This window comes from Streptomyces sp. NPDC054840, assembly GCF_053611065.1.
The window spans coordinates 1-14,078 of the sequence record NZ_JBSGZP010000122.1; the positions used below are offsets into that span (position 1 = coordinate 1).

At 72.2% G+C, this 14,078-nt stretch carries 13 protein-coding genes and 2 pseudogenes; 7 read left to right on the forward strand and 8 right to left on the reverse strand.

From position 1 onward, the window contains the following. Positions 1-48 precede the first annotated feature (48 nt). Both ACWGIU_RS11930 and ACWGIU_RS11935 read left to right on the forward strand, forming a co-directional pair. On the forward strand, positions 49-288 hold the full coding sequence (locus tag ACWGIU_RS11930) for a hypothetical protein (RefSeq protein ID WP_453704821.1): 240 nt from the start codon (positions 49-51) through the stop codon (positions 286-288). Between the two features lie 187 nt (positions 289-475). Further along, positions 476-3,151 carry an ATP-binding protein gene (locus ACWGIU_RS11935; protein ID WP_453704822.1) on the forward strand — a complete coding sequence of 892 codons (2,676 nt, stop codon included), beginning with the start codon at positions 476-478 and terminating at the stop codon, positions 3,149-3,151. 52 nt (positions 3,152-3,203) lie between these two features. On the opposite strand, the gene ACWGIU_RS11940 is transcribed toward ACWGIU_RS11935, so the two are convergent. Next, the gene (locus tag ACWGIU_RS11940; protein ID WP_453704824.1) at positions 3,204-4,736 is read right to left on the reverse strand and encodes a dihydrofolate reductase family protein; all 1,533 of its coding nucleotides are present in this window, start codon (positions 4,734-4,736) and stop codon (positions 3,204-3,206) included. Between the two features lie 276 nt (positions 4,737-5,012). Between ACWGIU_RS11940 and ACWGIU_RS11945 the strand changes: the two genes are divergently transcribed. Further along, on the forward strand, positions 5,013-5,504 hold the full coding sequence (locus tag ACWGIU_RS11945; RefSeq protein ID WP_453704842.1) for a DUF2975 domain-containing protein: 492 nt from the start codon (positions 5,013-5,015) through the stop codon (positions 5,502-5,504). Next, positions 5,504-5,725, forward strand: a complete 222-nt coding sequence (locus ACWGIU_RS11950) for a helix-turn-helix domain-containing protein (protein ID WP_453704826.1) — start codon at positions 5,504-5,506, stop codon at positions 5,723-5,725. Before ACWGIU_RS11945 ends, ACWGIU_RS11950 begins: the two co-directional genes overlap by 1 nt. Before the next feature lie 170 nt (positions 5,726-5,895). Here ACWGIU_RS11950 and ACWGIU_RS11955 read toward each other — a convergent pair whose 3' ends face one another. Continuing rightward, a complete protein-coding gene (locus ACWGIU_RS11955) occupies positions 5,896-6,339 on the reverse strand; it encodes a hypothetical protein (protein ID WP_453704827.1) in 444 nt (147 codons plus the stop codon). 3 nt (positions 6,340-6,342) lie between these two features. Further along, complete coding sequence (locus ACWGIU_RS11960) at positions 6,343-6,729, reverse strand: hypothetical protein (RefSeq protein WP_453704829.1); 387 nt, start codon at positions 6,727-6,729, stop codon at positions 6,343-6,345. A gap of 133 nt (positions 6,730-6,862) precedes the next feature. On the opposite strand from ACWGIU_RS11960, the gene ACWGIU_RS11965 reads away from it, so the two are divergent. Beyond that, positions 6,863-7,225 carry a hypothetical protein gene (locus tag ACWGIU_RS11965; RefSeq protein WP_453704831.1) on the forward strand — a complete coding sequence of 121 codons (363 nt, stop codon included), beginning with the start codon at positions 6,863-6,865 and terminating at the stop codon, positions 7,223-7,225. 684 nt (positions 7,226-7,909) lie between these two features. Beyond that, positions 7,910-8,452, forward strand: a complete 543-nt coding sequence (locus tag ACWGIU_RS11970; protein WP_453704833.1) for a hypothetical protein — start codon at positions 7,910-7,912, stop codon at positions 8,450-8,452. A 223-nt stretch (positions 8,453-8,675) separates the two neighbouring features. On the opposite strand, the pseudogene ACWGIU_RS11975 reads toward ACWGIU_RS11970, so the two are convergent. The 5 genes and pseudogenes from ACWGIU_RS11975 to ACWGIU_RS11995 all read right to left on the reverse strand — a co-directional run. Beyond that, a pseudogene (locus tag ACWGIU_RS11975) lies at positions 8,676-9,155 on the reverse strand (DoxX family protein); the annotation flags it as partial. Positions 9,156-9,255: 100 nt separating this feature from the next. Then, positions 9,256-9,459: a hypothetical protein gene (locus tag ACWGIU_RS11980; RefSeq protein ID WP_453704835.1), complete on the reverse strand. Its 204-nt coding sequence runs from the start codon at positions 9,457-9,459 to the stop codon at positions 9,256-9,258. A gap of 98 nt (positions 9,460-9,557) precedes the next feature. Further along, positions 9,558-10,103, reverse strand: a complete 546-nt coding sequence (locus ACWGIU_RS11985; protein WP_453704837.1) for a hypothetical protein — start codon at positions 10,101-10,103, stop codon at positions 9,558-9,560. Positions 10,104-10,395: 292 nt separating this feature from the next. Then, positions 10,396-12,576 carry a SpoIIE family protein phosphatase gene (locus tag ACWGIU_RS11990; protein WP_453704839.1) on the reverse strand — a complete coding sequence of 727 codons (2,181 nt, stop codon included), beginning with the start codon at positions 12,574-12,576 and terminating at the stop codon, positions 10,396-10,398. 122 nt (positions 12,577-12,698) lie between these two features. After that, on the reverse strand, positions 12,699-13,058 hold the full coding sequence (locus ACWGIU_RS11995) for an MmcQ/YjbR family DNA-binding protein (protein WP_453704840.1): 360 nt from the start codon (positions 13,056-13,058) through the stop codon (positions 12,699-12,701). A 104-nt stretch (positions 13,059-13,162) separates the two neighbouring features. Between ACWGIU_RS11995 and ACWGIU_RS12000 the strand changes: the two are divergent. Next, positions 13,163-14,078 (forward strand): annotated as a pseudogene (locus ACWGIU_RS12000) (DUF4139 domain-containing protein); the annotation flags it as partial.

The window sequence follows — 14,078 nt, forward strand, 5'->3', positions numbered from 1 at the left end:
CCCAGAAACGGCTCGCACAGATATTCGAACATATGTTTCAATTAATGGATGGAATCCTTCCACTTCCCCGAGGACCTGATCGCGCTCCAGGCCACGTGGCTCGACACCTACACGGCGCTGGCGAAGGTGCCCGCCGGGGCCGGCACGACACCGCTGCGGCGGCGGCTGATCATGCTGTCCTGCCGACTCCACACTCACCCCTACTGGACGGCGCACGGCGGCTCCCGCGGCACCTGGACGGAGCTGCGCCGACAGGCGCGCGCCCGGAGGTGGACGACCGCGGCGTGAACACCCGGCCCGCAGCACCATCGGCCTCACCGCGGCACCGACGTGAACCTCCGCCGTTCACGGTCCGCGCTGCCGGGGTGGGCACCTGGTGCGGGTGGGGTGATGATCGTCGGGATAGTCTCCCGAGGCTGTCGCGCGGCCCGTCGGGCCCCGGCGGGGTGGTCGGTGAACGAAGGCGGGGTAGGTCGTGCGGGGGCGGTACGCGGAGCGGGAGCGGATCGAGCAGTTGCTCGCGGACGCCCGCCAGGGGGCGAGCGGTGTCCTGCTGGTGCACGGAGAGGCGGGGATCGGGAAGACCGCGCTGCTCGAGCACGCCGCCGGGCGGCCACACGGTGCGCGGGTGTTGCGGGTCGAGGGCATCGAGTCGGAGATGGAGATGGCCTTCGGTGGGCTGCACCAGCTCTTTCTGCCGGTGCTGGATCTGGTCGACGCGCTGCCGGAGCCGCAAGCGGCCGCCCTGCGGTCGGTGTTCGGCCTGAGCAGTGAGAGCGTGCGCGATCGTTTCAGCGTCGGACTCGCGGTGCTCACACTTCTGTCCGAGGCTGCGGCCGACCGTCCCCTGCTGTGTCTGGTCGACGATGCGCAGTGGCTCGACCAGCCGTCGGTGGACATGCTGACCTTCGCGGCGCGCCGGCTGCGGGCGGAGGGCGTGGTGATGCTCTTCGCGGTCCGCGACGGAGCTCCCGGTGCCGCCGTGAAGGGGCTGCCCCGGTTGCTGGTCGAAGGACTGGGCCGGGCGGACGCGGCCGAGTTGGTGCCGAACCTGCCGCCGTACGTCGTGGACCGCGTCATCGAGGAGGCCCGGGGCAACCCCCTGGCTCTGATCGAGTTGTCGGCCGCGCTCACTCCTGCCCAGCGGGCCGGCCGGCTGGGCCCGTCCGCGCTGCCGGACGCGGCCGCCGGGCTGCCGAACGGGCTCCAGGACGGCTTCCTGGAACAGCTCCGGCGGCTTCCCGAGGCCGCTCAGGTGGTGCTGCTGGTGGCAGCCGCCGACGACACGGGGGACCTCACCGTAGTGCTGCGGGCCGCGGGCCGGCTCGGCTGTGCGGTGGAGGACCTGGCGCCGGCCGAGCGCGCCGGGTTCCTCCTGCTCTCCGGGGAGGCGCTGCGGTTTCGGCACCCGCTGGTGCGGTACGCCGCATACCAGGGCGCCCCGCTCGCCCGGCGGATCGGCGCGCACCGGGCGCTGGCCGGAGCACTGGGTGAGGCCGGCCAGGCCCACCGGCGTGCCTGGCACCTGGCCGCCGCATCGACGGGCCCGGACGAGAGGGTCGCCGAGGAGCTGGAACGTGTCGCCGAGTGGGCCGACAGTCGGCAAGCGATGGCGTCCGCGTCCGCCGCGTACGAGCGTGCCGCCCAGCTCACCGCGGATCCGCAGGTGCGGGCGCGGCGGCTGGTGTCGGCGGCGCAGCGGGCCGCGGATGCCGGACAGGACGAGCGGTGCGGAGCGCTGGCCGACCGGGTACCGCTGCCGCTGGAGGACCCCGGCGTGGCGGCGAGCTTCGCGCGCGCCCGGGCCGTGGTGGAGCTGGGCTACCGCAGGCCGGAGACGGCGGCCCGGATCCTGGTCGACAGCGCGGACAGGGCGGGCGTCGAGCGCCCGGACATGGTGGCCTCGCTGCTGACCGATGCGGTCCACGCTGCGTACTGCGCCGGGGACGCCGCGCTGATCGAGGAGATCGCGCTCCGCTCCCCCTCCTTGCCGGTGCTGGCCGTACCGGCCAAGCTGTTCGGCGGCGACGTGCCCGGCGCGCTGGAAGCCGTCCGCACACTCGTGGACGCCCCGGCCGATGGTGTGATGGACCGCCTGATGACCGGGATCTACCTGCAGTTGACGGGCGATCATTCGGCGGCCCGGGAGGTGGCTGCCGGAGTCGTCGCGCACTGCCGCGACCAGGGCGTCAGCGGCTGGCTGCCCACCGCTCTGCATCTGCTGGTCCAGGTGGAGCTGTCGCTGGGCCACCATGACGAGGCGTCGGTCCGTGCTGTCGAGGCGCTCCGGCTGGCCGAGTGCTACGACCTGGCCCACCGGGCCGCCCACCTGCGTGCCGCTCTGGCGGTGCCGGCCGCCGTCCGGGGCGAGGAGGAGCGGGTCCGTACGCTGACCGGCGAGGCGCTGGAGTACACCCGCCCGCGCGGGGTGGGTCGGGGGACGGCGGACGCCCTGTGGGCGCGGGGCTTGCTCGAACTCGGCCTGGGCCGCGCGGAAGCGGCTTTGGAGCAGTTGGAGAAGGCCGGCGGGGAGGTGAGCCACCCACTGCTCTGCCTGCCTCTGCTGCCGGATGTGATCGAGGCCGCGGTGCGGGCCGGCCGCCCGGAACGGGCGTCGGACGCGGCCCGGTTGCTCGGGGAGTGGGCGACCGCGCTGGGACAGGCCGCCCTCGCCGCGTCGGCCCGCCGCTGCCAGGCCCTGACCGGCCCGGACAGTGAGGCCGAGGAGCACTTCGTCGCGGCGCTGGCCCTGCACGAGGGCGGCAGCGACTACGACCGGGCGCGTACGGCGCTGCTGTACGGGGAGTGGCTGCGCCGCGTGCGCCGCCATATCGACGCCCGGGACCAGTTGCGCGCCGCTCTCGACGGTTTCGAACGGCTGGGTGCCCGGCCCTGGGCCGACCGGGCCCGGACGGAACTCGGCGCTGCGGGTGGGGGGACCGGGCTGACGGCTCGCGAGGACGGTCCGCTCAGCGTGCTGAGCCCGCAGGAGCGCGAGGTGGTCCGGCTGGCGGCGGCCGGCGCCAGCAACCGGGAGATCGGCGCCCAGTTGTTCCTGAGCCCGCGCACGGTCGGGCACCACCTCTATCGCGCTTTCCCGAAACTGGGTGTCCGTTCCCGCACCGAACTCGCCGGCCTGTTGGCGTCATGAGATGGCCGGGCTCATGACACGGCTCATGACGCGGCTCACGACGCGGCCGGGCTCATGACGCGGGATTCGGCTCCGGCTCCGACCAGATCAGCCGGGTCTGCGCGGTCCGGTAGCCGGCCCGGGCGAAGGCGGCGGCCATCGGCGCATTGTCGGTGTCGGTGGTGGCGGTGATCAGCTCGGCCCCCGCCTCCACCTGCACCCGGGTGATCTCGGCGAGCACGTCGTCGACGTATCCCTGTCCGCGCAGCTCGGGAACGACGCCCAGGTAGCCGACGTTCCGGTTGTACGGCGTCGCGGAGGGCAGGGCCAGCCCGGCGACCTGGCCGTCGGGGGTGCGGGCGATGCGCCACCACGACCGCTCTCCCGGACAGCCGAGGTAGAAGTCCACCTCCTCGCGGGCGGTGGCTTCCGCTCCCATGGCCACCAGGTTTCGGCGGGTCTCGCCGTCCAGGCTGCCCACCGCGATCCGTCGGAAGACGTCCAGGAACTCCTCGTCCGTACCCTCGGTGAACACGAGGCGCCCACTGGAGGCGGGGAGCCCGGCCTCGGGTGTCCATTCAAGGCGCAGGCGCTCGACCATGTCGGTCAGTCCGGCCGCCAGCGCGGCGTCCCGCCGCCAGTCGCCGGCCGCGACCGTGGCGGGGTCCTCGCGCCAGCCGTTCGGCAAGGTCAGGTTGTAGAGCGGGGGCTTGGCCGCGCCCTGCTCGGCGAAGGCCCGCAGGCCCGCGCTGATCAGCTCGGCCCCGAGGGCCGCGCGATCGGCGACCGAGGGGTCGACGTACAGGCAGTCCAGCGCGACCGGGTGCTCGCTGGTCGCCTGCCCCCACCACAGGGCCCGGGCCACCACCCGGCCGGCCTGCTCGGCGATCCAGGTCCACTCCGGGCGGTACATGCCCTCCTCGAGTTCCTCGAGGTACCGGTCGGCGGCGATCCAGCCGACGGGTTCGTCGACCGTCACGGCGGTGACGCGGTCGAGGTCGGCCTCGGTGGTGGGGCGGAGCAGTGTCGGGACGCTCGTCTCCTTCGCATAGGAGGTGATGGCGGCGCCGGTGTTGAAGACCCGGGAGTCGGTCAGCTTGAAGCCGTCCGGGCGGAACGGCGCGTCGAAAAGCGGTATGCCGGAGCCGATGACGACCGGGTAACGCTTGATGATCAACTCGTCGATCTCCTCCAGCAGCTGCCCGGCCAGGTTCCCCCCGCCACACAGCCAGATGCCCGCCCCGTCCTGCCTCTTGAGGCCGCGGACGAACGCCACCGGGTCCGTGGCGACGACCTCCACGGCGGGGTCGAGCCGGGCAAGGGTGCGGGAGAAGACGTACTGCTTCAGGTGCGGGTAGGGGCTGGTGACACCGGCCGAGAGACCGGGCTCGTACGTGGCACGGCCCATCAGGACCGTGTCGAACCGTTTGCTGGCGACTCCGTCGAGGCCCAACGGCCCCCGCCCGTGGGCCGGGATCGTCTCGGGGTACTCCGCCAGCAGTGCGGCGGCGAGATCGCCCTCGAAGGGAAAGAAGTCGACCTGGCCGTCGGGGCCCGCGATGAATCCGTCGAGGGTGGTTCCGACGTAGTAGGTGAGCTTGCGCACGGGTCCTGCTTTCGTTTGCTCGGTGCCGGCTTTGTGCTGGCCTGGCGCTCGGCGCATGGCGCTTGGCGACGTCGCTGACGCTATGACGTGGGCCCTGCGGCAGGCATCAGTCATCGCGACGTAACGTGAGCGGCCGCCCAGGCACCAAGGACGGTCGGCGTCGACGGGCACACGTCCCGAGGGCCTGCCGCAGCCGCAGCCCTTCTCCGTTCCAGCACTTGCCCCACCTATCGGAAGTCGATAGATTTCCATCGCCAATCGATGGAAGGGTGGATCATGGGAAAGCTGGCAGTGCATGCGTTGCGCGCCGTGCTCGCGGTGGTGCTCGCCGGCACCGTGTTCGTACAGGCGGGAATGATGTGGACGTTGATCAGTGGGAACGACCCGGAGGACGGGTCACTCCCACTGACCCCGCTGCGGGTGATCGTGATCCTGGGCATGGCGTCGGCCCAGGCAGCCCTCGTCTGTGTATGGCGGCTGGTGACGATGGTGCGACGCGGAACCGTGTTCTCCCACACCGCCTTCCGGTACGTGGACATGGTGATCGGTGCGATCGTGGCGGTTGCCCTTCTATGGTTCGCCGTCACGGCCCTCAACGCGCCGGGCCAGCGGGAGGATCCGGGCGTCACCGTCATCATGGGCGGGGTCGGCGTGGCCATCCTGGGCGTCGCACTGATCGTTCTCGTGCTGCGGATGCTGCTCGCCCAGGCCGTCGCGCGCGACGGCGAAGCCAGGCGGATGCAGGCAGAGTTGGACGAGGTGATCTGATGCCGATCGCCGTTGATATCGACGTGATGCTGGCCAGGCGGAAGATGTCCGTGGGCGAGCTCGCGGACCGCGTAGGAATCACGCCCGCCAACCTGGCCGTACTCAAGAACGGCCGCGCCAAGGCGGTGCGCTTCGCGACGCTCGCCGCGCTCTGCGAGGTGCTCGAGTGCCAGCCGGGTGACCTGCTGCGCTGGGAGGGCGAGGACGCCTCGGGCGGGTGACGTGCCCTGGGACGCGACATGTCCGCCTGGCCGACAGAGTCGCATCGTACGTCGGCACGACAGAGGTCCTCAGGTGTGCCCCTTTTGGCGTGGGCCTGCTGCACATGCCCCGTCCGTATCCCGTCGCCATGCCACGCACGTACGCGGACGCGGTCCGTCCAGACGGGTGGTCAACGGCCGAGGAGCGAGCCCAGCGTCACGCCGTACCGCGTGCGCAGGCGCCGTATCTCCCACAGCGACAGCGCGGACACCGACAGCGGGCCGCCGAGCATGAACGCGTAGAGGACCTCGGGTGGTGCGGCCACATCCGGTCCGTCGAAGAGCTGGAAGCCGAAGAGGGACCAGACCAGCAAGGGTGACAGCAGGGCCGGCAGCAGCTCGTGCACATCCCCTGCGCGGAAGAACGAGTTCAGCCCGACGACCAGGGCGGTCAGAGTGAAGAGCACCGCCGCGACGAGAACGACGACGCAGACGAGGGCCGCCACGACGAACAGCAGCACGATGAGGAATCCGGTGAAGACCGAACCCAGGAAGCTGCCGAAGAGTCCGAAGGTGATGTCGTGCGGGCCCACGTCCGAGGGCGATATGAGGTCGCCCTTCAACGCTGCCGTCATCAGCTAGATCACACCGACCCCGAGGACCGGCGCGGCGAGCGCCAGCAGCGGGCCGACCAGGCGGCGCGAATACAGGCGCCCCAGGGGCGCGCGGGCCAGGAGGATGCACAGGCCTACGCCGACGACACTCGCCCCCACGACGACGGCACAGCCGATCAGCAGTTCCTCCAGCTTGCCGAGCACGAAGTCCTGGCGCCCCTCCCGCAGGGGATAGGCCAGGGTCAGCCAGGTCACGGCGACAAGCCCCAGAACCGTGCGGGCGCGCTGCATCCAGGCGATGACCGGGTCTTCCAGGCGGTCCGGGCGGGACGGGCCGGTCAGCGCACGGGCAGCCGCTATGGGGTGGGGTATGGAGCGGGCGTGCCCGTTCAGGCGCTGACGGGTGATCAATTGAGCTCTCCGGAAGGTCTCGTGCGCGACAGGGGGCCAGGAGTCATCTCCGGCAGGCGACGTGCCGCCCTGGCCACGGGCGTGCCCGCATCGCATTATCGTCGCCGCGACGATAATGGGCTATCGTCACCGTATGAACGAAGCACCGAGCGCGAACGCCGGTTCCAAGGACGGCTCAGCGGCCGAGCACGCGCAACGAGTGGCGGCACTGGTCACCGCCGAGGCCGCGGGCGAGGAGTGGAAGAAGCACCACCACATGACCTTGACCTTCTTCCTGGCCGGCGCGCGGTCGGCACACGAAGAGGAGCATCGCGCACGGCAGCTGGAAGACTGGAGGAAGCGACTGGTCGACTGCCGCGAGGCGGCGCATGCCTATGCCGAGGTCGCCGAACTCCAGCAACAGCTCGAGGGCTGGATCCTGGGGGAACTCCGATACCGTGACACGGCCCTGGACGCGCTCTTGAGGGCATACTCCCCGCCCAGACCCTGGCGCTAAGCGCGTTGACTCCCGCGTCCGCCACCCTCGCGTACGCCTCACGCCGCGCCGCCGTCCACGCACGGGCAGAAGCGACCATGAGCCGACGGCAGCGCACCATCGACCTCCCAAGAGGCCGTCGTCCGGTACTCGCGTCACCAGCGCGGCGGCGTCTGCGGTCCACCGCCGAGCGGTCGCCTCGCCATTCCCCTCGGCGTGGCCGGATCCCAGCGGGGGGTCGAAGCGCCCTTGGGAGGCCAGGACGCTGCCCGCGTCACGGGCGGCCCAGGTGCCCATGGCGCGGAGGGGCCCCGCGCCGCGCCTTCCCCTCCCCCGCCCTGGCCCCGGCGCGGTCGACTACGAGCCCTGACCGAGGCGTGTGTACGACTGCAACGGGTCCGCGGCTCAGCATCGGCCGGTGGGCGCCAAGGGCGGATCGCTCAAGTGACTTCGGGCAGGACGAGCGACGTCACAGGCGCCAAGAGCGCCAACAGCACGGCGGTACGGCCCTGTACGGCGAACACGAAGACGTCACGGGTGCGGGTCCCACCCAAGTAGCCGCAGCCCCCGCCGGGATGCCGTACCGCGCGACGCGGTACACCGGCGGGCGGTGGACGGGTGGATCGAGGGGCGCCGATCCGCTGTTAGGGTGTCATGCGCCCATCAAGTCGGGCCTCTCACTACTGACATTTCAACGGGGTTGACGTGAAGCTTCGCCATGTCCGCGCGGGAGCCGTCTTCGGTATCGCAATCTTCGCACTCACCGGAGCCCGCGGCTCCCACGGTGGTAGCTGCGGTGGCAGCAGCCACAGTTCCGGCTCGGGCTCCAGTGATTCCAGCAGCTCCACCGGTGGCAGCCAGGGCAGCGACAGCACGAGCGGCAGTACGACCGGCAGCACGAGCGGCAGCAGCACGGGCAGCCCCTCGGTCACCGGCGGATCCGGCAACAACACGGCCGAGCGCGACATCAAGATCGACGCGTGCAAGATGGACGCGTCGGGCAAGAACCTCGTCGCCAAGATCACCGTCACCAACAGCGGCTCGGTGGACTACACGTACAACATCAGCATGAAGTTCCGCGGGGACGCCACCTCGGCGGCGACCCCCGCCCGGGCCAAGGTCGCCGCTCTCACGGTCAAGGCGGGTGCGTCGAAGCAGGCCGAGGCCACCACGGCGTACACCGGCAAGGGCGACGGCAGCGAGTACAAGGAATGCGTCGTCGACAACGCGTCGAAGAGCGCCCTCTGAACCGTTTGACCGTTCCTGATCACGCGGTGCCCCCTCTCCGGTCCGGTGGAGCGGGGGCACCGTCGTTTTCGAGTACGAGCAAGTACGGCTGGACGGCTGGTGCGGTCGCCGGAGCGGATCACGGACTGACGCGGGCCCGAGCCCGGGTCCGGGTCCGTCCCCGCCTGGCACCCGCGCGGGAGCCGACGGGCGCCGGGGCCGGGCCGGAGCCGGTGCGTACCCGCGTAGCGGCACCGCGCCGCCGGTGGAGCAGCGCGTCGAGGGACAGGGCCGGCGCGCCGGCCAGGATCAGCGGGGTCCAGGCCAGCAGGTAGATCACGTCCGCGCCGAAGTAGTACGGGGTGGTCGACCAGCTCATGGTCAGCCACAGACTGAGTGAGATCAGCGCGCCGCCGAGGGCCGCGAGGCGGGTCAGCAGGCCGGCCAGGGCGCCCAGTCCGACGGCCAGCTCGCCGAGGGCGATCGCGATGCCGAAGGCGACCGGCCTGCTCAGGGAGAGGTCGATCAGCGCGGGAATGCCCGCGGCGTCCCGCACCGCCTCCATCTGCTGGCCGATAGAGCCGTCGCCTGTGGCCGACAGGAACGCCGGATCGGTCAGCTTGTCCAGACCGGCGTAGACGAAGGTGACGCCCAGGAAGAGGCGCAGCGGCAGGAGTGCGTACTCGGAGGCTCTCGCGCGGAGGCCGGGGGAAGGCGTGTTCATGCCCCTCACACGGGGGCTCCCGCCGTCCGGTTCGACCGTCGGGGTTGCTCTTCTTGCTCGATGCCCCGCCCCACGGTGATGCAGCCGTGGAGCCGACCGCTCAACTCCACCACCCGGTCGGCCCGTAGGCCGTGAGCTCCGCCGTCTCCTTTTCGGACAGACCCGCGACGACGGCCGTCAGCTCCTCCCGCAGGCCCGGGAGGAGTGCCCCGGCCGATTCGGGTCGGCCCAGGACGGCGAGCAGCAGGTCTCCCGGGTAGAAGTACGCGTCCAGCAGGTGGACCGGGCCGGGCGGACCGTTCATGTCCGCCCGGCCCCGACGTCCGCCCGGCGGCCGGCTGACCTGGTCCGGACCGATCCGAGGCGGGCCCGGTCGGCCCGGCCCGGAGCCGGACTCCGTTTTCAGTGGAACAGCATGGACGCGTCACCGGCGGGGGTGGTGACCGATCCCGGGCACAGGAAGCTGCCCGAGGTCTTGGCGGCGGTGAAGGCCCGGTTGACGTACTTCCCGCTCGTGGCGTCGCGGTCCCACACGATGCCCGTCGCCTTGTAGCGGCAGGAGATGAAGCTCTGCCTGCCGGTGATGTCGATCAGATCGGTCCGCGCCGTGCCGGCGGCCTCGTCGAAGGTGAAGGCGGGGTTGTTGTTGAGCGTGGCGGCGATGCCGCCACCGCAGGCCAGATTGCCGCCCGGCGCGTTGATCGTCGTACGGTCGACGGTGAGGGCGTTCGGGGGAACGGCACTGGTGCTCGCGTTGGTCCAGCTACAACTGTTGCCGGCGACCGCCATCACACCGTCGACCTTCTGGTCGACGGCCGAGGCGCCGGTGCTGTGCGCGAGGGCGGTGCCGGTGCCTGTGCCGGTGAATGCCGCCGCGACGACCAGCGTCGCGATACCGGCGAGGCGTGAGATACGGGGGGTACGGATGCCGTGCAGGATGTGCCTCATGGTTCGCTCCTCCATGCCACGTACTGGTGGGGGTGGGCGAGGCGCGGGGCCTCACAGAGTGTGCGGAGTGCGTGCCGGGAGAGTCCCACAGCCGCCTTGAAGTGTCAGGAGACTGTCAGGGCCATGCCAAGAAATGGCTGAAAATACCGACCCCGCCTCCGGCCCCGGAGCGTCGGCGGGCGCGGGCGCCGACCTTCTTCGGCGGGGGTGCTGAGCGGGGCCAACACCGGCGTGATGCTGGTGCGTTCGGGCGCCGGCCGACGAGCGCCGCCGCTTCGGGCGGCGCGGTGGTTCAGGGGCGGTGAGGAACCGCGGAGCGTTCCTCCGGGCCCTCGGTGCGCAGCAGCAGGAGGGCGATGTCGTCGGGGCGGGGGCCGTCGCGGCGGGCGTGCTCGATGAGTTCGTCCGCCAGGTCGCCGAGCGGCTGGTGCTCGGGGGCGACGCAGATACGGCCCGCGACCGCGCCGATGGCGTCCTCGATGTCCCGGCCGGGGGCTTCGACGAGCCCGTCGGTGTAGAGGGCGAGGAGGGTTCCGGGGCTGAAGGGGATCTCGACGGCCGTGTACGAGGCCCCGGGCTCGATGCCCAGGAGCAGTCCGGCCGGCAGGTTCAGGATCTCTGTCGCCCCGCCGGGGTGGCGCAACAAGGGCGGCGGGTGGCCGGCGGAGGCCAGGCGGACGGTGTGGCCGGCGAGGTCGATGTGGGCGTACAGGCAGCTGGTGAACAGCCCGGGTTCGAGGTCGGTCACGAGCCGGTTGGTGCGGGCGAGGACCTCTTCCGGGGGTGCTCCGGCCCCCGCGTGAACGGCGGTGCGGACTTGGCCCATGAGGGCGGCGGCGTTCACGTTGTGGCCCTGGACGTCGCCGATGGCGGCCGCGACGGTGGTGTCGTCGATGCGGATGAGGTCGTAGAAGTCGCCACCGATCTCGAGGCCGTATGCGGCGGGCAGGTAGCGGGCGACCACGTCGAGGTGGGGGACGCGGGGGAGGGTGTGGGGCAGGAGGCCGGTCTGCAGGCTGCGGGCGAGCTGGTGGGTGGCGTCGTAGAGGCGGGCGCGGTCCAGGGCCTGCGCGATGAGCCCGGCGATCGAGGTGAGGACGGCGCGCTCGCCGGGGGCGAAGACGCGAGGGTGTCCGTAGGCGAGGACGAGGGAGCCGATGGGGCGGTTGGAGGCGATCAGGGGCAGGAACGCCCAGGCGGCCATGCCGTGCTCGATCGCCGCGTCGGGGTGGGCGGCCAGGAGCTCGCCCACGTCGCCGAAGAAAAGGGGGGTCGCGGTGCGCAGGATGTGGGTGATGGCGGTGTCGGCCGAGACGGGGGTGCCGTCGAGCTCCGCCAGGTGTTCGGCGGAGTATCCGCGGTGGCCGACGATCCGCACGCGCCCGTCCTGCTCGGCCAGGAGGGCCAGGGCGCGGGCTCCCAGCGAGGGAACGATCTGGTCCGCGGCCTTCTCCACGACGTCCTGCGCGTGGGCGGCCTCGGTGAGGGTGGCGGCGAGCAGCATGAGCGGGTAGAGAGCGGTGGCGCGGCTGGGTGGGGGCCTGTCGGGGTCCGCCGGCGGAACGGGCGCCGATACGGAGGGCTGCTCGCTCACCGTGGTGATGCGGACGCTGATGCCGGTGTTGTCCGGGTAGAGGTCGAAGCGCAGCCGCTGTCCGGTGGGGCGTTCGGCGATGAAGCTCCGGGGCAGTCGGCTCATCGCGGTGGCCCGGTAGTGGTTCTCGATGGCGGGGGTGTCCATCCAGGGAAGGGCCTCCCAGGGCAGGGCTCCGAGCAGGCCGGAGACGGGCGCGCCGAGCAGGTCGGCCGCCTCCGGGGTGATGAAGGTGATGGTGCCGTTCAGGTCGAGTGCGCAGTTGCCTCCGGGGAGGCGCCGGACGAAGGCCGTCGTGGCCGCCGCCTCGGCCGGGCCCGGTGTGGGTGCGGGGAGCGGTCGCAGGACGACCGGATGCGCTGTCGGCCTCAGCGGCAGGCCGTCGCCGGCGGCTCGCAGCAGGATGCGCGTCAGGAGGCTGCGGGCCGATTCCAGGGCCTTGCGTTCCCGCTCGTCGAGGTCGGGCCCGTGCGAGCCGGGCCACAGCATCACCAGGCCGGCCCCGGTGGGCTCGGGCGTCCGGTCGGCGGATTCCGCGGTGAGGGGGACGGCGGCGAGCGCGAAGTCGTACGGGAGGACGAGCCCGAGGCGCGGATAGCGGCGGGCCGTGTCCTCCTGGCCGCCGAGCCAGACGAGCCGGTCCTCGCGGACCGCGTCGGCCACCGGGATGGGGTCGTCCAGGCCGACCCGCGACCAGGGTGCGGCGAACTCGCGGGAGAGTCCGGAGGTCAGGGTCAGGTGCAGGACGCCCCGAGTGGGGTCGGGGTCGGGCAGGTACAGCATGCCTATGGACGCTCCCGCGTCGGCGCAGGCCCCGACCAGTGCCTCTCTCAGCGCACGTCGGTCGGCCTTCTGATCGCGCCCCGGAACGTTTCGCACCTGACCATGGTCTCTCCATATCCCGCCTCCCGTCGGTACCCGCCCGTCCCGGCGAGCCCGTGCGCGTGCCGGTGCGCGCCGGTGCCCGCCGGTCCGCGCCGGTGGCGGCGCCGCTCAGCGCTTCAGGACGGGCGCTCGGGCACGAGGTCGGGGTGGTCCTTGACCAGACCGGGCGGCGCGGCCTGGCGCCAGGAGTCGACGACGATGGCCCGGAGCTCGTCGGGGTCGTCGAGGGCGGCGAGGCGCGCCCTGACCCAGGCGGAGGACGCCTCGTGGTCGGCGACCCAGAACTTCTCGGGCTCGGCGCGGACCAGCTCGTCGCGTTCCTCCTTCGGGCAGCGGACGGCCAGCGATGTCCCGCTGTCGGGCAGGGTCAGGAACATCTTCCCGGCGACCCGGAAGGTGGGCATGGCCCAGGCTTCCTTCTCGGTCGTCTCCGGGAGGGCGAGGGCGATTTCACGGACTTCGTCGGACGTGCACACACCCTGACCGTACGACAGGCCACTGACATGGGGACGCGACGGGGACCCGCGCACCGCGCGGGCGTAGGCTTCGATCGGCACGGACGCATCGGGGGGCGGAGTACATGACGACGCAGACGGCACAGCGGTGGGGTTCGACCCTCGACTCGGTCGTGGTGTACGCGCAGGGCGCGGTCTGCCGCCGGCTGGTCCGGGGCAGCGTGCCGGCGGACGGGCGGGTGCGCGTGACGGGGCTGCCCCGCTCGCTGGATCCGGGCTCGCTGCGGGCGAGTGTGCTGGGCGCGCCCGGGGTGCGCGTGACCGAGGCCCGGGTGGAGGTCGAGGCCGAGCCGCGCGGCGCGGGCGCACCCGATACCTTGCGGCGCGAGGTCGAACGGCTGCGCGACGAGTATGCGGCGGCGCTGGGCCGCCGGGACCGCCAACGGGTGCTGATCGACGAGGTCAGGGCCTTGCGGCCGGTACCGCCCGCCCCTGACTCCGAGGCCCCGCACCGTCGCACCCCGGTCGACGCGTGGCTGGAGCTCGCCGACTTCACCGAAACCAGGCTGACGGGGCTGCACGCCCGCCTCGTCGAGCTGGAGGACGCGCTGCGCCTCGTCGGGCACGAGCTCGGCATCGCCGCGGACCGGCTCGCCCGCGCCTCCACCGACGCTCCGTCGGCACATGTGGAGACCACGGTCTCCGCGCTCCTGACCCTCGACACCACGGGGGAGGCGGCGGGGAGGTCGAGCTGGAGCTGGAGTACGGCGTCCCGGGCGCCGTCTGGGTTCCGGCCTACCGGCTCACGCACCGTCAGGGCGACGGCGACGCCCGTCTGGTGCTGCGCGCCTCGGTCGCCCAGCGCACCGGCGAGGACTGGACCGGTGTGCGCATCGCCCTGGCCACCGCCGACCTGCGGCGCCGCACGGACCTGCCGAAGCTCCGTTCGGTCCGGATCGGGCGCCGGCAGCCCGCACCCGCGCCGTCCGGCTGGCGCGAGCCTCCGGCGGGTCTCGCCGACCTGTTCGCCGGCTACCAGGC